Origin of the sequence: Flavimaribacter sediminis (genome assembly GCF_019492055.1) — a bacterium.
Taxonomy (GTDB): Bacteria; Pseudomonadota; Alphaproteobacteria; order Rhizobiales; family Rhizobiaceae; genus Flavimaribacter; species Flavimaribacter sediminis.
Genome location: NZ_JAICBX010000004.1, coordinates 253337 through 270071 on the forward strand (window position 1 = coordinate 253337; position 16735 = coordinate 270071).

The following is a 16735-nucleotide window of genomic DNA, read 5'->3' on the forward strand; positions in this document are numbered from 1 at the left end:
AATTACCGGATGAGGGGTAACTACTGCTCTTTCCAGCGTGCGACGAGCTCGTCGTAGCTGACTGTTTCGCCCTGCGGCTTCTCGTTCTCCAGCTTGGCCTTCGGGCCATCCGGCTTGCCGAGCCATTCGGACGGATCCTTCGGCTCGTTGAGCCTTGGTCCGCAGCCGCCATAGACGTTGCCCTGCTCGTCGGCGCGCTGCATGCGGGCCATGGTGACGTCCATTTCCTCGGCGAGGCGGTCCATCGCTTCCTGCGGCGTGAAGGCGCCGGAGTTCACGTCACCGATCTGCTGCCACCAGATCTGGGCGAGCTTCGGATAGTCGGGCACGTTAATGCCTGTGGGCGACCAGCGCACACGGTCCGGCGAGCGATAGAACTCGACGAGACCACCCAGCTTCGGAGCGCGCTCGGTGAAGCTCGGTCCGCGAACCGTGGAATCGCGGATGAAGGTCAGGCCCACATGCGATTTCTTCGTGTCCACGGTCTTGGAGACGACGAACTGCGCGTAGAGCCAGGCCGCCTTGGCGCGATCGGTCGGCGTGGATTTCAGGATCGTCCAGGACCCCACGTCCTGGTAGCCGACCTTCTGGCCGTCTTTCCAGTAGGGGCCGTGCGGCGAGGGGGCCATGCGCCACAGCGGATTGCCTTCGTCGTCCACCGTGTTGTTGCCGTCGCTTTTCGGGGCGACCATATCGGCCGTAAACGCCGTGTACCAGAAGATCTGCTGGGCGACGTTGCCCTGCGCCAGAGCCGGAAGCGACTGGTAGAAGTCGTAATCCGCGGCGCCGGGAGGCGCGTATTTGCGGAGCCACTCGTCCCACTTCCTGATCGCGTAAACGGAGGCTGGGCCGTTGGTTTCGCCGCCGCGCGACACGCTTGCGCCCTGCGGGTTGCAGGATCCGGCCTCCATGCGGATGCCCCATTCGTCGATCGGCACGCCGTTCGGCTCGCCCTTGCTTCCCGTTCCCGCCATGGACAGCCAGGCGTCGGTCATGCGCCAGCCAAGGTCGGGCGCGCGCTTGCCGTAGTCCATGTGGCCGTAGATGGTGACGCCGTCGACTTCCTTGACGTCTTCGGAGAAGAATTCGGCGATGTCCTCATAGGCGGACCAGTTGACCGGAACGCCGAGATCGTAGCCGTATTTCGCCTTGAACTGGTCCTTCAGATCCTGCCGGTCGAACCAGTCCTTGCGGAACCAGTAGAGATTGGCGAATTGCTGGTCGGGCAACTGGTAGAGATCGCCGTCCGGGCCGGTCGTGAAGCTGATGCCCATGAAATCCTCGAGATCGAGGCCAGGATTGGTGACGTCCTTGCCGTCGCCGATCATCCAGTCGGACAGGTTGACGGCCAGTTGCAGCCGGGAATGCGTGCCGATCAGATCGGAATCGTTGACATAGGCGTCATAGAGGTTTCGACCGGTCTGCATCTGCGTCTGCACGGCCTGCACCACTTCGCCTTCGCCGAGAATCTGGTGGTTGACCTTGATGCCAGTGATTTCCTCGAAGGCCTTGGTCAGGACCTTGGATTCGTAATCATGGGTCGGAATGCCTTCCGACAATACGTTGATTTCCATGCCGGCGAAGGGTTCGGCGGCCTTCATGAACCATTCCATTTCGGCCATCTGTTCGTCCACGGACAGGACCGAAGGCTGGAATTCGTCATTGACCCATTTTTCCGCAGCGGCCATGTCGGCTTGCGCGGGCAACGCCCAATAGTTTAAGGCCACGGCAGCCGCCGAGGCCATGAGAAACTTTCTCATAAGTGCTCCTCCCAAAATTTGGACCTGTCGGCGCGGGCGTCCGCAACCGTCAATCATCCAAACGCAACCAAAATGCGAAAATTAACGAAAGTCAATAGAGTCTTTTATTGAAATTATCGAAAAATATCGCAATTATCCGAAAGTCGTTCAGGAGATACTATGCAACCGTTACTACCGCCCCGTCAGATGGATATTCTCGAGACTGCCCGTCGCGAAGGCCGTGTGACGGTGGATTCTCTGGCGAACCGGTTTGACGTGACGCCGCAGACAATTCGCAAGGATCTCAATGACTTGTGCGACAGGGAAATTCTGCACCGCGTGCATGGCGGGGCGGTGTTTCCGTCCAACACGGTCAACCTCGCCTACCAGTCGCGGCGCGAAATCGCCGCCGGCGGCAAGGTTCGGATTGGCGAAAAAGTCGCTGAACTGATCCCCGACAATGCTTCGCTTATCCTCAATATCGGCACCACAACGGAAGCCGTCGCCAGCGCCCTGACGCGTCATGAAGGGCTGATGGTCATCACCAACAACCTGAATGTGGCGATGATCCTTTCGGAAGCGCCCGGCGTGGAACTGGTGATTTCCGGCGGCATGGTCCGCAAGAGCGATCGCGGCATCGTCGGCGCGGCCGCCATCGACCTGATCCGCCAGTTCAAGGTGGATTACGCGATCATCGGCGCCTCAGCGATCGACGAGGAGGGCGCGCTTCTGGATTTCGACTATCGCGAGGTGCGGGTCGCCCAGGCGATCCTCGCCCAGGCGCGCAAGAAGATCCTGGTCGCCGACGCGACGAAGTTCGAGCGCCGGGCGCCCGTCCAGATCGGCCATATCTCGGAGATGGATTGTTTCGTCACAGACGCGCCGCCGCCGGACGGGATCGCCGAATTGTGCGAGGTCGCCGGCGTTTCGGTGACAGTCGCAGAGCCGCTGCAGTCGGAACTGGTCTACGGATGATGCAGCAAGCGACTGACACCGCCGGCGCCGAGGCGCAATCGGATTTCGACCTGTTGATTATCGGCGGCGGGGTAAACGGCGCGGGCATTGCGCGCGACGCCGCGGGCCGGGGCTATTCGGTCTGCCTCTGCGAAGCCGGAGATTTCGGAGGCGGGACGTCGTCTGCGTCAACCAAGCTGCTTCATGGCGGCCTGCGCTATCTCGAATATTTCGAATTGCGGCTGGTGCGCGAAGCGCTGATCGAGCGGGAAAACCTGCTCGTCGCGATGCCCCACATCAGTTGGCCGATGCGCTTCGTGTTGCCCTGTCACGACGACATGCGGTTCGACAGTGATACGCCGACATCCCGTCTGCTCTCCGTCGTCATGCCATGGATGAAGGGCCGCAGGCCGAACTGGCTTATCAGGCTCGGCCTGTTTCTCTACGACAATCTCGGCGGCCGCCGCATACTGCCGCCGACGCGCACGCTCGATCTTTCAAGCGACAAGGCCGGCAAGCCGCTGAAACCGGATTTCCGCAAGGCGTTTGAATATTCCGACGGCTGGGTGGAGGACTCCCGGCTGGTGATCCTCAATCTGCGCGACGCGCAGCGGCTCGGCGCCGAGATCAACCCGCACAACCGGGTCACCCGCGCGAACTTCGCCGATGGCCGGTGGACGGTCACGCTGTCCGACACCGAACACGGCGCCGTGCGCACGATCACCGCCTCCATGATCATCAACGCTTCCGGTCCCTGGGTCGACGACGTGCTGAAATCGGTCTTCGGCCAAAATGACGCGCACAATGTCCGGCTCGTACGCGGGAGCCATATCGTGGTGCCCCGCAAATACGATCACGACCGCTGCTATTTCTTCCAGAACGCGGATGGCCGCATCATTTTCGCAATCCCGTTCCAGGACGATTACACGCTGATCGGAACCACGGACGCCGATCATCCCGGAATGAACGTGCGACCCGAAATCACGGACGGCGAAACCGCGTATCTGTGCCGGATGGCGAGCGAATATTTCGAAGAGCCGGTGCGCGCCGAAGATATTGTTTGGACCTATTCCGGCGTGCGGCCGCTCTATGACGACGGCGCGTCGTCCGCCCAGTCGGCGACGCGGGACTATGTCGTTCGCCGCGACCCGAAACTGGGGCACGGCACGCTGATCAACATCTTCGGAGGCAAGATCACGACCTTTCGCCGCCTTTCGGAATCCGTCGTCGAGGAGGTGGAGCACACGCTCGGCAAACGCGGCAAGGCCTGGACCTGCAAGGCGCCGCTTCCGGGCGGCGATTTTCCGGTCGACGGATACGACGACCTGGTCGGAAAAACCGCGAACCTGTTCCCGTTTGTGGAAAAGTCTGTCATCGCCCGCCTCGTGCGCTTCTACGGCACGGACGTCGACCAGGTGCTGGCGGGTTGCGAGAGTCTCGCCGATCTCGGCCAGGATTTCGGTCACGGGCTTTACGAAGCGGAACTGCGCTACCTGATCGAGTGCGAATGGGCGAGAAATGCGCAGGATGCGCTTTTCCGGCGCACCAAACTGGGTATTCGCATGAGCGACGATGAGGTCGCCGCAGTGGAGGCCTTCATGGCGCGTCACCTCGGGAAAATTCGCGACTGAATAACCGGTATCCATGTTACTCCTTGAACGAACAGCAAGGGAAAACGGCTATGACACAAGCGGAATTCACGGTCGGAATTATCGGCGGAAACGGCATGCTGGGCAGCGCAATCGCCAGGGGACTGCTCGATTCCGGCGTTATCAAGCCGGAGCAACTGGGGATCTCGAGCCGGTCCGGCAATCTGCCTGAACTCGGTCACGGCGGCGTCAGGTCGTTCACAGATAACCAGGCGCTGGCCGACGCTTCCGATTTCATCCTTCTGTCGGTTCCACCGGCGAATTTCTCGGATGTCCGTTTTGAAGCAGGAAAATCCCTCGTCTCATCGGTAATGGCGGGTATCTCCATTGCGCGCATCATCGATCAAACCGGAACCGATTGCGTCATCCGCGCCATGTCCAGCCCGGCCGCCTCCCTGCGGCTCGCTTACTCGCCCTGGTGCGCGTCGCCTGCGGCCACAGACGCCGACAAGTCCCTTGCCCGTACAGTTTTCGCGGCAGTCGGCGCCACGGACGAATTGCCGGACGAGGATCAGATCGACCTGTTCACCGCCGTCACCGGACCTGTGCCCGGCTTCGTCGCGCAGTTTGCCGTGAGCATGGTCGATTACTCGTCGGCAAGAGGCGTCGATCCGAAGACGGCCGAACGGGCCGTGCGGCAGCTTTTTCACGCCGCGGGCGTGATGATGGCGGACGGTCCGATGTCGCCCGCGGATCATGTGACTGAAATGATCGACTATGCCGGCACGACCGCCGCGGGCCTTCTCGCAATGCAGGACTCCGATCTGGATATCAGTATCGCCAAAGGCCTTGATGCTGCTTACGAAAAAGCCCGCCGGATCGGCTGACGCCGCCCGTTTTTCAATCGTACACTGAGTGGACCATCAATTCGATCCGGATCGAGCGGCGCTGCGCGGCCATTCGAATTGTGCTCAAACATCCTGTCGTAGGGTTGTAGGACAAATTTGATTGTGATATCGAATCCCTCTGAAACGACGCAGGTGGAAGGTTTTCAACTATCGGCTTGAACAAGGATCGGGGACGGCCGCTTGGCGGACACTATCAACAATCTATCCCGCAAGCTTGCGCCGGCGCAGCCGCTTCCAAGCCGGGTGGCCAGCATCCTGAGCCAGGAAATCAGTTCCGGACGCCTGAAACCTGGAGACCGCCTGCCGACCGAACACCAGATTGCCGAATCCCTGGGCATCAGCCGCAACGTGGTGCGCGAAGCGATCGCCCAGTTGCGCGCGGACGGACTGGTGCGGGCGCGTCAGGGGGCAGGAGCCTTCGTGATGGCGCCGGAAGAACGGCTCGCTATCCGGCTCGATCCAACGGATCTCGAGAATATCCAGGGCATGGAGGGCCTGTTCGAATTGAGGGCGCTGCTCGAAGGGGAGGCCGCGCGCCTTGCCGCCATGCGCCGCACTGACGATGACCTTGCCGAAATATCGGCGGCGCTGGAAGACATGCGCGGCGACGAGAAGTGGTCTGAAGGCAGCATCGAGGCCGATCTGGTCTTCCACCGCGCGATCGCCAGGGCCACCGGCAACGCCTACATCCACACCTTTGTCTGCTTCATCTGCGATCAGATCCGGCGGTCCATCCACATGGCGCGCTACGCCAACCAGATCGAGCAGCTCGTCGAGGTCAATGTCGGCGAGCACGTCGTCATCCTCGACGCGTTGAAAGCCGGAGACCCGGAGGCCGCCCGGGTCGCCATGGTGAATCACATCACGGAGGCCGGTCGCCGCATCGGCGTCATTTTCAGAAACGAGCAGAGCAACGCCGCAGAAGGAATCGCTGCATCATGAGCCAGCCGAAAAAGACCATCACGGACGTCTGCGTCCTCGTCGAGGATGTCGAGCGCTCCATCGCCTTTTACACGGACGTGATGGGCTTTCGCCTCCGACGCAAGGCGGAAGGATTCGCCGATTTCGAGGCAAAAAACGTGATCCTCGCAGCCTGGGAGCTCGACCACATTTCCAGGCACACCGGGGTCAGCAATCTGCGCGCGCCGGAAGGCGCGCTGAAGGGCTGCATCGCCATGAATCTGGACAAGCCGGAAGACATCGACGCGATGTACGCAGACCTCTCCGCCAAGGGCGTCAAGTTTCAGGGTCCTCCGGAAAATTATGAATGGAACGCCCGCTGCGCCTACTTCACAGATCCCGACGGGATGCTCTGGGAACTCTACGCATGGCTTGAGGGCGGACCGGACTCCTGGCACGAAACATATCAATAAAACAGCACTCTATCCGCAAAAGGGGAATCAAAATGACAAGACAGAACGGTATCGACAGAAGACGCTTCCTGAAATCCGCCGGCCTTGGCCTCGGCGTACTCGCCGTTGGGCCGGGCATGAGTCTCGTCGCGCCCGCGCGGGCTGCGGACAAGACCAAAATCGTCATCAAGCTGGACTGGCTAATGTCCAACGGACAGATCGGCGACGTCATGGCGTTGAAGCACGGTTTTTTCGAAGAGGCCGGGTACGAAGTTGAATTCGCCCCGGGCGGACCGAACTCCGCGACCGTGCCTCCGGTCATATCGGGCGCCGCCGCTCTCGGCCAGTTTTCCGAGACGCCCCAGCTCTTCAATGCGCGCGCCAGCGGCGTGCCGGTCAAGATCCTCGCCTGTGGTTTCCGCACCGGACCATACGCCTTCGCCTCGCTGCCGAAAAAGCCGTTGCGCTCGATCGACGATCTGCCGGGCATGAGGATCGGCATCCAGCCCACGGGACGTTTCCTGCTCGACGCCATCCTCGCCAAGAACGAGATGGACCCGTCTTCGGTCACCGCCGTCAATGTCGGTTTCGACAAGGCGCCGCTTCTGCGCGGAGAAGTGGACGCCATTGGCGGGTGGATCACCAACACGGAAGCCCTCAGCATTATCGGCGATGACCGCATCGACCTGCTGGCGAGCGACCTTGGCCTGCCGTCATACGCCAATGTCTATTTCGCCACGGACGACGCGATCGAGGAGAACGCCGATGTCCTGGCTGGCTACATTGGCGCTGCGGCCAAGGGCTGGGGCTGGACCTACGAGAACCCGCAGGAAGCCGTCAAGCAGATGGTCGAAGCCTATCCGGCGCTGAGCCTGGAGTGGGAAATGAAAACCATCGACAAGATCATGGAGCTGAGCTTCGACGCCGCCACGGCGGAAAACGGCTGGGCTACGTTCGATCCGGCTTCTCTCGAGGAGCAACTTTCTCTCTACGACAGGATTGGCCAGTATCCGAACGGACGGCCAAAGCTCGAGGACGTCTATACGACGAAGATCCTGGAAATGACCGCTGACGTGCGTCCCAAGATCGGCTGATCGCATAACCGTGAATGCGATCGAGACAAAAGCGCTAAACATCGGCTATCGAGGCCCGAAAGGCGATCAAACCGTTCTTTCGGGCGTCGACCTGTCGATTGCTGACGGCGAATTCCTGACCATTCTCGGGCCTTCCGGTTGCGGGAAATCGACATTGCTTCGGGTCGTCGCCGATCTGCTGGAGCCGCTTGCCGGGGATATCAGCGTGCTGGGCGAAGACCCGTCCGTCATCCGCAGCCGGCGGCAGGTGGGCTTCGTCTTTCAGGAATCGACGCTGCTGCCCTGGCGGACCGTCGAAGCGAACATCGAACTGCCCGTGCAAGTGGGCCGAGGCCGCACAGGGGTGCGCGACAGCGACCGCAAGCGTGTGAAAGACCTGCTGGAAATGCTGGGAATAGCCGGGCTTGAAAAGCGCTATCCGAAACAGTTGTCAGGCGGCCAGCGTCAGCGCGTGGCGATCGCGCGGGCGCTCTTCAGCGAGCCGCGCATCCTGCTCATGGACGAACCCTTCGGCGCCCTCGACGAAATCACCCGGGACCGTCTCAACGAGGAATTGCTGGACGTCTGGCGGCGCACCGGCACGACGATCCTCTTTGTCACCCACTCCATCATGGAAGCGGTTTATCTCGGCCAGCGGGTGATGGTGCTTGGCGCCAATCCGGGCCGCGTCATGGCGCTGCGCGACCTCAAGGGTCAAAAGACGCCGGACAATCGCTGCGCGCGGGAAGACCCGGCTATCGTCAATCTCATGTCGGAATTGCGCAAGACGCTGGAGCAGGTCTCGTGAACAGTCTTCTCCGCTCGGTCATAGCCCCCGTTTTCGGCCCGCTCTCGATCATTCTCGCCTGGCAGTACCTGGTGCCGATCGCCGGTATCCCGCCCTACATCCTGCCGACGCCGACAGGCATCGCCGGCGCGCTCGCTAACCAGTGGCCGCTGTTCGCCGACAATGTGTGGACGACGGTCATCGAGGCGATCGCCGGCTTTCTGATCGGCAATCTGGCCGCGGTTCTGATGGCGGTTGTCTTCGTTTACAGCGCGCCGATCCGGGCGGCCTATTTCCCGGTGGTGCTGTTCTTCAACACGATTCCGGTCCTGGCGCTCGCGCCGATCATCATTCTCATCTTCGGACTGGGACTGACGCCGAAGATCATCGTCGCCGCCGTGATCTGCTTCTTCCCGACGCTCGTCAACATGATCCGCGGGCTTGATTCGGCCTCTTCGAACGAGCGCGAACTGCTGCACATCCTGTCGGCCACGCCGTGGGACAATTTCTGGCGCCTGCGGTTGCCCAGATCCCTGCCGATGCTGTTTTCATCGCTGCGGATCGCCACGGCGACCGCCGTCATCGGCGCCATCGTCGGCGAGTGGATCGGTTCGGACAAGGGGCTGGGAGCCCTGATTATCCAGGCGACCTACAACTATCAGTCCGACCGGCTCTATGGCGCAATCGTTCTGTCCTCCGGTCTGTCGATTGCGTTGTTCCTGATTGTCGTCGCCGTGGAAAAACTGGTCCTGCGGCACGAGTAGGCGAGATTGCCGATCAGCGAAATGGACCGTCCCATCGATGCCTGCTATGGAAGTTTACCCGAAACTGGACAGGCATCGAGACATGGCGGACACACCGAAAACAAAGAATCTGAAGCTGCGTTCCCAGGAATGGTTCGACAACACGGACAATCCGGGCATGACGGCGATCTATCTTGAGCGCTATCTCAATTTCGGACTGACGCCGGAAGAGCTGCGCAGCGGCAGGCCGATCATTGGCATAGCACAGACCGGCTCCGATCTTTCGCCCTGCAACCGTCCGCATCTGGAGCTCGCCAAGCGGGTGCGCGAGGGCATTCGCGAGGCTGGCGGCATCGCCATAGAGTTTCCGGTTCATCCGATCCAGGAGACCGGCAAGCGCCCGACCGCGTCGCTCGACCGCAATCTCGCCTATCTCGGGCTCGTCGAACTTCTCTATGGCTACCCGATCGACGGCGTGGTGCTGACAACCGGCTGCGACAAGACCACGCCGGCCTGCCTGATGGCGGCCGCCACGGTCGACATTCCTGCGATCGTCCTGTCCGGCGGACCGATGCTGAACGGCTGGTTCAACGGCGATCGCTGCGGGTCCGGCACCATCGTCTGGGAAGCGCGCAAGCTGCTTTCGGCCGGAACCATCGACGACGAGCAGTTCATCGGCATGGTGGCCGAATCCGCGCCGTCGGCCGGCTATTGCAACACGATGGGCACGGCCTCCACCATGAATTCGCTCGCCGAGGCGCTGGGCATGTCGCTGCCCGGCTGCGCGTCGATTCCCGCGCCCTACCGCGAGCGCGGCCAGATGGCCTACCGCACGGGCAAGCGCATCGTCGAGATGGTGCATGAGGATCTGAAACCCTCCGACATCATGACGCGCGAGGCCTTCGAGAACGTCATCGTCGTCAATTCGGCGATCGGCGGCTCCACCAACGCGCCGATCCACATCAACGCCATCGCCCGGCACATCGGCGTCGATCTGAACCTCGCCGACTGGGAGACGCACGGCCTTGACGTGCCGCTGCTCGTCAACCTGCAGCCGGCCGGAAAATATCTCAGCGAGGATTTTCACCGCGCCGGCGGCGTGCGCGCCGTGGTCGCCGAACTCATGAAACACGGCCTGATCAACGAAGGCGCCGTCACCGCGAACGGCAAGCCCATGGGCGACAATTGCCGCGAGGCGAAGATCACCAATGCCGACGTCATTCGCGACTTCGACACGGCGCTCACGAAGAAGGCCGGCTTCAAGGTCATGCGCGGCAATATCTTCGATTCCGCGATCATGAAGCTCAGCGTGATCTCGGACGATTTCCGCAGGCGCTACCTGTCGGACCCGCAAGACCCGGACGCCTTCGAGGGAAGGGCGATCGTCTTCGACGGGCCGGAAGACTATCACCACCGGATCGACGATCCGGCGCTGGAGATCGATGAGCGCTGCCTGCTCTTTATTCGCGGCACAGGGCCGATCGGCTATCCCGGCGCGGCCGAGGTCGTCAACATGCGCGCGCCCGATTATCTCATCAAGAAGGGCATAACGGAGCTGCCCTGCATCGGCGACGGCCGCCAGTCGGGCACTTCCGGCTCGCCCTCGATCCTCAACGCCTCGCCGGAAGCCGCCGCCGGCGGCAATCTCGCGCTGCTGAAGACCGGCGACCGCGTGCGCATCGATCTGCGAAAGGGCAGTGCGGACATTCTCGTGGACGACGCCGAGATCGCAGAGCGCCGCGCCGAGCTGGAGGCGGAGGGCGGCTACAAGTATCCGGAGTCCCAGACGCCCTGGCAGGAGTTGCAGCGCGCCGTCGTCGATCAGCTTTCGGACGGCATGGTTCTCAAACCCGCCGTCAAATACCAGAAGATAGCATCCAGAGGCGTGCCGCGGGACAACCACTGAGGAAAGCAGGCAGTTGTACGAACTCTACTATTCCTCGGGAACAGCCTGCCTTGCCCCGCACATCGTTCTGGAGACGCTGCAACTGCCCTACAGGCTTGTCGAAACGGACATCCTGAAGGGCATGCACCGCACGAAGGATTATCTGGCGCTCAATCCGGCCGGCAGGGTTCCGGCCCTGCGCCTGCCGGATGGCGGGATCATGACGGAGGCGGCTGCGATCTGCCTTTGTCTCGCCGACCTGCATCCGCAGTCAAAGCTGTCGCCGGCGCCCGATCACCCGGATCGTCCTGAATTCCTGCGGTGGATGTTGTATCTCGCAACTTCCATCCAGGAGGCCTACAAGCGGTACTTCTACCCCGAGCGCTATGTACATGACCCGGCGCTCAAGGCCTCGGTCAACGCGCAGGCGATCATCGATCTGAAGGACCGATGGGCGCTCGTTGACAGCCACCTTTCAAAAAACGGCCCGTACTTCGTCGGCGGCGAACCCACGATCCTCGACATATTCATGACCATGCTCGTCACCTGGCATCAGCCGGTCGACGCATTGCTGTCGGCGTCGCCCGCAATCAGACGCTGCCACGAACGCGTCCTCGCGCTGTCGGCGGTCAAAACCTGCCTCGAGGGGCAGGGCGAGATCAGCCCGGCGTCGAGTTGACCGGCGTCACCAGATGCCGATACGCCAGCACCTTGAAGCCGTCGGTGACGACGAACCAGGCGAGCGCATATCCCCAGACGATGAGAGCCCAGCTCAGGGGGATCGACGTCATGAACAGGCCGAAGACAGCGATCATCGTCGCCAGCAATTGCGTGCCGAAAACCGCCAACAGAAGAATATTGGCCGGCCGCGACGACCAGAAAGGTCCTCGTGTGCGCGCGATGAACACGGTGAGGTGTCCGGATACGGACAGAAACAGATACATCAGCGTCTGGATCTGGTCGTGCGGCATCTGCTCGATCCGGTCGGCAATGTAGAAAAGGCCGAAGGCGGCGACGGGGCCGATGAGCCCGAGAAGCGTCGAAATGCCGAGAACGCGGTGCATGTTCCAGCGTTCCGGCGTCTCGCTGCCCTTCACATTGTCATAGGCGATCGACAGGATGGCGCCGTCGTTCAGCAACGCCAGCATGACGATCATCACAGCTGTCATCGGGTAGAAGTTGAAGATCATGATCGAGGCCGCCATGAACAAAAGCACGGTCAGCGTCTCGGCAATCCGGTAGATCGCGTAGTTGTTCATGCGCTGGAAGATCTTGCGGGCCTCGTCGACCGCCTCGATGATGACGGAGAGGCCGGGCGTGGTCAGAACCATGTCGGCGGCGCTGCGGGCCGCGTCCGTTGCGCCCGAGACGGCGATGCCGCAATCGGCCTTCTTCAGGGCGGGCGCGTCGTTGACCCCGTCGCCGGTCATGGCGACGATATGGTCGTTGTCCTGCAGCACCGAAACGATGTGATATTTGTGCTCGGGAAAGACCTGCGCGAAGCCGTCTGCGTTTTCGATCGCGTCGTCGGCGCGGACGCCTTCATGGTGCTTCGCGTCGCCCAGCGTCGCGGCGTCGAGAATATTGCCTCCAAGCCCCAGTACGCGTGACGTCTCGCGCGCGATGGCGAGCTGGTCGCCGGTCACCATCTTGACGTCGATGCCCATGGCGCGGGCGCGCTCGATCGTGTCCTTCGCGGTGTCGCGCGGCGGGTCGAAGAGCGGCAGGACGCCGAGGAACGTCCATGGCCCGTCGCCTTCGGCCCGTGCGACGCCGAGCGAGCGGTAGCCTTTCTGCGCGAAGCCGTCGACGGCCGTATTGACGTCCGCGGTCTGGGCGTCGGAGAGGCTCGACATAGCCATGATGACCTGCGGCGCGCCCTTGGCCGCGCGGATCACCGCGCCGTCGGGGCCGGCCAGTTCGGCTTCGGTATCCTTGCTGACGGGGTCGAAGGGCTTAAAGGTCTTCACCGTGTAGGCCTTCGCGGCCGCGGGATCTGTCAGGCCGCCCAGCACGGCCGTGTCGATAGCGTCGGCGCCGTCCGCGCGAGAGGCGAGGGCGCCTGCCAGGATCACCGCCTCCTTGTCGATGTCGCCGAGGCAAAAGGGCTCGCCCAGCGTCAGCTTGTTCATGGTCAGCGTGCCGGTCTTGTCCGAACACAGCACGTCCGCGCCGGCCAGTTCCTCGATCGCCGCGAGCCTGCTTACGATCGCCTTTCGGTCCGCCAGCAATTTGGCGCCCACGGCCATGGTCACAGACAGCACCGTCGGCAACGCGACCGGGATCGCCGCCACGGTCAGCACGAGGGCGAATTGCAGCGTGCCGAGCAGCGGGTCGCCGCGGAACAGCGAGATCAGGATGATGACGGCGACCAGCGCAAGGGCGAGCACGATGAGATAGTTGCCGATCTGCTGAACAGCGCGCTGGAAATGGCTCTTGCCGCCCGACTCCTGCACCAGCTGCGCGGTGTGGCCGAAATAGGTGTTGGCGCCCGTGGCGTAGACCAGACCGTCGAATTCGCCGGTGCGGATGATCGATCCGGAATAGGCGGCGTCGCCTTCCTGCCGCGTGACGGGAAGCGATTCTCCCGTCAGCGCCGACTGGTCGAGCTCGGCCTCCTTGCCGTTCAGGATGCGCACGTCGGCCGGCACGATGTCGCCGAGACGCAGGTGGACCACGTCGCCGGGAACCAGTTTGCGGGCTTCGGCGTCCTTCCAGTCGCCGTCGCGACGCACCCTTGCCCGTGCAGCGAGCTGGCTCTTCAGCGCGGCGATGGCGTTGCCGGCCTGGTGTTCCTCGAAAAAGCCGACCAGCGCGTTGGCGAAGAGCAGGAGGAGAATGATGAAGAAATCCGGCCAGTGCCCGTCGATCGCCGACAGCACGACGGCGATTTCGATCATCCAGGGGATAGGCCCCCAGAAATAGCTCAGGAACTTCATGAGCGGGCTGACGGTCTTTTCAGGAATCTCGTTCGCGCCGTAGCGGTCGAGCCGTTTCGCGGCTTCGGCTTCGCTCAGGCCGTCGGCCGTGGCGTCGAGCTTTTTTTCCAGTTCGGGTAAAGGAAGTTTGGAGAAGTCCTCGGCGTCTTTCGCTTTACCCGTCGTCTTCATCAGGCGCTCCCTTTAGCCTTGATCCAGTCTGCAATGCCCGGCCATGCGTCTTCCAGCGTATGCGACCCCATGAACAGCCCGATATGACCGCCGGGAACGAGCTTCTGTTCGATATCTCCTGCAGGCGCGCCGAGGAGTTCGCTCGCGGCGAACACCTGCTCCCGCGTTGTAATATCATCACTTTCACCGGCAAGAAGAAAGGCCGGGCAGGAAATATCGGACAGTTTCAGGGTCTGGCCCAGCCCGACGAATTCGCCCCTGGCGAAGCGGTTTTCCTTGAACAGCAGTTCGATCGCCTGCAGGTAATATCGTCCCGGAAGGTCGACGGGGTTTTCGTACCAGCTTTCGAAACGCTCCGTCCGCTCGACGTAGTTCCTGTCTTCGATATGGGCGTAGAGGTCGATATACTTTTCGACATATTGCCTGGCGGGATGCATGTTCTTCCACCCGGCCAGCATGAATTGTCCGAGCATGCGCCCGTCGCCGGACGCCACCAGTTCCTCGTAGAAGGAAAGCGGCGTCTCGTGCGCCATCTTGCGGATAGGGCCGTCGCCGGCGTCGGTGTCGATCGGCGAGCCCGCCAGCACCAGCGACGCGACCTTCCCGGGAAAACGCGCTGCGTACATGGACGACATCCAGCCGCCCTGGCACAGGCCCACCAGGTTGACGCGGCCGCCAAGGTCGTCGACCACGATGTTGATCTCGGCGAGATACTTGTCGATGTCGAAGTCGCGCATTTCCGGCGTCGCGCTCTTCCAGTCGGTGACCAGCACCCGGCCGAGGCCCCTTGCCAGCAGCACCTCCGTCAGGCTCTGCCCGGGCGCGTAATCGGCGATGGTGGAGCTGTGCCCGGCAAAGGGCGCGTCGATGATCACAGGCGTCGCGTCGTCGCGTGACCCGCCGCCGGAAAAGTCGCGCAGGCGCATCGTGTCGAGATCGAGAAGGATCGTGTTTTCCGTGGCCCACTCGGGCGCCGGCGGCGCGTCGATTTCTTCCGCCTCGGTGAAGAATTCGAGGTTCCTGCGGAACAGGTCCAGTCCGGCCTCGCCCATTTCGATTCCCGCCGCCATCGGCCAGAACCAGGGCACGCTATGTTCGGCATTCGGGACGCGGGTCTTTGGATTGGCCATTGTCACACCGAAGAATATATTTTCGAACCACAATACGGTTCACAAGTGAATTTATGCTGCTGCGCGCGACAGCACCAGAAGAGACCGCAGTTTCACGACAATTTGCCGCGTATCGTCAATTCGTTGTCAGACCTGTTCGGCCGTCGCCGGTTCCCCGACCGGCGCAAGCGTGATCGTCGCCGGCTTGCCCTTGGCGCGCAGGCGTTTGCAATCGATGCAGGTATAAAGCTGCTTGCACTTGGTCAGTCCACACGAGATCGGGCTGTCGAAGGCGTGCCAGATGCGCTCCAGATGGTCGGCGCCGGAGGACTTTATGTACAGCAGCGATCCGCGTCCGAGGCGGCTTTCGAGATCGCTGCGCAGTTCCTCGAATTCGGTGATGGCGAAAAGGCGACCGGGATATTGTGGCAACAGCCGCCGTATCCTGTCGCTCTGGGGGCCGTAGAAGATCACCTCGTCGGCGGAGTCGAGCGCGGCTTCCGCAGCCCTGCGATAGCGCGTTCGCGACGTCCCCTGGTAGTCGGATATCGTGCCGATCACGGCGATCTTGTGCGGCGCTTGCGCAGCCTTCACGATTTCCATACTCGTCGGGATGCTCCAGTTGGGAGCCTTGAACGTGTCGAGGACGACGGTCACGCCGTTTTTTTCGTGGATGGAGTCCTTGTAGAGTTCCGGCGCCACGCCCGCGATCGCCTCCGCGCATTGTTCCAGCGGAACGCCCATGGCGTGGCCGCAGGCGATGGCCGCCAGAATGCAGGTGATCCAGCGATCGCCGGGAAACTGCGTTTCGACGTCGATCGTCCGGTCGCCAACACTCACCGTCAGGCTCAGTCGGCGTGGTAAACCGCTTTGCGCCGAAATCAGCCTTATATCCGCTGATTCCGCTCGCCCATACGTCACAACGCGCGCATTTGTCTTCCCGGCCATGGCGATGATCCGTTCGTCATCGGCGTTCAGAATGGCGATGTCTTCCGGCTTGAGCCACTCGACGAGTTGCGCCTTCACATTGGCGATCTCGTCCTGGCTGCGATGGGTCGATATGTGATCCATTCCGATAGTGGTGACGATGCCAACGGTCGGCCTGACGAATTTGATCTGTTTTGAAAGGTCCACCCGCTCATGACCGCTCAACTCCTGCACCCAGTAGCGTTCTCGGCGATTGGCGCGTGAAAAGCGTTTCACGATGCCGCGATAGGTGTTCACCCCGAAAGCGGTTCGCGTCGGCGCCTGCGACTGCAGGATCGCGCCGACCAGGCGCGCCGTGGTCGACTTTCCGGCGCTTCCGGTTATGCCGACAATCGCGTCATAGTCGATATAGCGCCTGCGGATCTTGCCGGCGGTCCGGCGCCAGTCCTTGCGGACATAACGGACGGTCTTGCGCGCGACGCTGTTCTTGCCGCCGACAGCATTTTTCACAGATTGAAACAGGTTGCGAGCCATTGCCTGGATCTGAAATCCTCCCGAT

The 16735-nt window shown here is 62.0% G+C and carries 14 protein-coding genes; 10 read left to right on the forward strand and 4 right to left on the reverse strand.

Going from position 1 to position 16735, the window contains the following annotated elements; genetic code table 11:
• Positions 1-20: 20 nt before the first annotated feature.
• On the reverse strand, positions 21-1760 hold the full coding sequence (locus K1W69_RS20240; protein WP_220230259.1) for an ABC transporter substrate-binding protein: 1740 nt from the start codon (positions 1758-1760) through the stop codon (positions 21-23).
• A gap of 159 nt (positions 1761-1919) precedes the next feature.
• Here K1W69_RS20240 and K1W69_RS20245 point away from each other — a divergent pair, with 159 nt between their 5' ends.
• The 10 genes from K1W69_RS20245 (at position 1920) to K1W69_RS20290 (ending at position 11709) form a co-directional block, all read left to right on the forward strand.
• On the forward strand, positions 1920-2714 hold the full coding sequence (locus K1W69_RS20245; RefSeq protein ID WP_220230260.1) for a DeoR/GlpR family DNA-binding transcription regulator: 795 nt from the start codon (positions 1920-1922) through the stop codon (positions 2712-2714).
• A complete protein-coding gene (glpD, locus tag K1W69_RS20250) occupies positions 2711-4324 on the forward strand; it encodes a glycerol-3-phosphate dehydrogenase (protein ID WP_258571233.1) in 1614 nt (537 codons plus the stop codon). The genes K1W69_RS20245 and glpD overlap by 4 nt, the downstream gene beginning before the upstream one ends.
• A 50-nt stretch (positions 4325-4374) precedes the next feature.
• Positions 4375-5169, forward strand: coding sequence for a pyrroline-5-carboxylate reductase family protein (locus K1W69_RS20255; protein WP_220230261.1), 795 nt, complete (start codon positions 4375-4377; stop codon positions 5167-5169).
• 201 nt (positions 5170-5370) lie between these two features.
• Positions 5371-6132, forward strand: a complete 762-nt coding sequence (locus tag K1W69_RS20260) for a FadR/GntR family transcriptional regulator (protein ID WP_258571234.1) — start codon at positions 5371-5373, stop codon at positions 6130-6132.
• Positions 6129-6563, forward strand: a complete 435-nt coding sequence (locus K1W69_RS20265) for a VOC family protein (RefSeq protein ID WP_220230262.1) — start codon at positions 6129-6131, stop codon at positions 6561-6563. The genes K1W69_RS20260 and K1W69_RS20265 overlap by 4 nt, the downstream gene beginning before the upstream one ends.
• Before the next feature lie 32 nt (positions 6564-6595).
• On the forward strand, positions 6596-7636 hold the full coding sequence (locus tag K1W69_RS20270) for an ABC transporter substrate-binding protein (protein ID WP_220230263.1): 1041 nt from the start codon (positions 6596-6598) through the stop codon (positions 7634-7636).
• 10 nt (positions 7637-7646) lie between these two features.
• On the forward strand, positions 7647-8423 hold the full coding sequence (locus K1W69_RS20275) for an ABC transporter ATP-binding protein (protein ID WP_370688280.1): 777 nt from the start codon (positions 7647-7649) through the stop codon (positions 8421-8423).
• Complete coding sequence (locus K1W69_RS20280) at positions 8420-9166, forward strand: ABC transporter permease (protein WP_220230264.1); 747 nt, start codon at positions 8420-8422, stop codon at positions 9164-9166. The genes K1W69_RS20275 and K1W69_RS20280 overlap by 4 nt, the downstream gene beginning before the upstream one ends.
• Positions 9167-9248: 82 nt before the next feature.
• Complete coding sequence (locus K1W69_RS20285) at positions 9249-11051, forward strand: IlvD/Edd family dehydratase (RefSeq protein ID WP_220230265.1); 1803 nt, start codon at positions 9249-9251, stop codon at positions 11049-11051.
• A 13-nt stretch (positions 11052-11064) separates the two neighbouring features.
• Positions 11065-11709 carry a glutathione S-transferase family protein gene (locus tag K1W69_RS20290; protein ID WP_220230266.1) on the forward strand — a complete coding sequence of 215 codons (645 nt, stop codon included), beginning with the start codon at positions 11065-11067 and terminating at the stop codon, positions 11707-11709.
• Here K1W69_RS20290 and K1W69_RS20295 read toward each other — a convergent pair.
• The 3 genes from K1W69_RS20295 to K1W69_RS20305 all read right to left on the reverse strand — a co-directional run bounded on the left by K1W69_RS20295 (position 11690) and on the right by K1W69_RS20305 (position 16710).
• On the reverse strand, positions 11690-14140 hold the full coding sequence (locus K1W69_RS20295) for a plasma-membrane proton-efflux P-type ATPase (RefSeq protein ID WP_220230267.1): 2451 nt from the start codon (positions 14138-14140) through the stop codon (positions 11690-11692). The genes K1W69_RS20290 and K1W69_RS20295 overlap by 20 nt on opposite strands.
• Positions 14140-15270, reverse strand: coding sequence for an alpha/beta fold hydrolase (locus K1W69_RS20300; RefSeq protein ID WP_220230268.1), 1131 nt, complete (start codon positions 15268-15270; stop codon positions 14140-14142). Before K1W69_RS20300 ends, K1W69_RS20295 begins: the two co-directional genes overlap by 1 nt.
• A gap of 126 nt (positions 15271-15396) precedes the next feature.
• Positions 15397-16710 (reverse strand): Mur ligase family protein, encoded by a 1314-nt coding sequence (locus tag K1W69_RS20305; protein WP_220230269.1) that lies wholly within the window; start codon positions 16708-16710, stop codon positions 15397-15399.
• Between the last annotated feature and the right edge of the window lie 25 nt (positions 16711-16735).

What these genes read in the sequence shown, in the direction of transcription:
- K1W69_RS20240 (WP_220230259.1), bottom strand. Translation starts at nt 1,760, where the DNA reads ATGAGAAAGTTTCTCATGGCCTCGGCGGCTGCCGTGGCCTTAAACTAT.
- K1W69_RS20245 (WP_220230260.1), top strand. Translation starts at nt 1,920, where the DNA reads ATGCAACCGTTACTACCGCCCCGTCAGATGGATATTCTCGAGACTGCC.
- glpD (WP_258571233.1), top strand. Translation starts at nt 2,711, where the DNA reads ATGATGCAGCAAGCGACTGACACCGCCGGCGCCGAGGCGCAATCGGAT.
- K1W69_RS20255 (WP_220230261.1), top strand. Translation starts at nt 4,375, where the DNA reads ATGACACAAGCGGAATTCACGGTCGGAATTATCGGCGGAAACGGCATG.
- K1W69_RS20265 (WP_220230262.1), top strand. Translation starts at nt 6,129, where the DNA reads ATGAGCCAGCCGAAAAAGACCATCACGGACGTCTGCGTCCTCGTCGAG.
- K1W69_RS20270 (WP_220230263.1), top strand. Translation starts at nt 6,596, where the DNA reads ATGACAAGACAGAACGGTATCGACAGAAGACGCTTCCTGAAATCCGCC.
- K1W69_RS20285 (WP_220230265.1), top strand. Translation starts at nt 9,249, where the DNA reads ATGGCGGACACACCGAAAACAAAGAATCTGAAGCTGCGTTCCCAGGAA.
- K1W69_RS20295 (WP_220230267.1), bottom strand. Translation starts at nt 14,140, where the DNA reads ATGAAGACGACGGGTAAAGCGAAAGACGCCGAGGACTTCTCCAAACTT.
- K1W69_RS20300 (WP_220230268.1), bottom strand. Translation starts at nt 15,270, where the DNA reads ATGGCCAATCCAAAGACCCGCGTCCCGAATGCCGAACATAGCGTGCCC.
- K1W69_RS20305 (WP_220230269.1), bottom strand. Translation starts at nt 16,710, where the DNA reads ATGGCTCGCAACCTGTTTCAATCTGTGAAAAATGCTGTCGGCGGCAAG.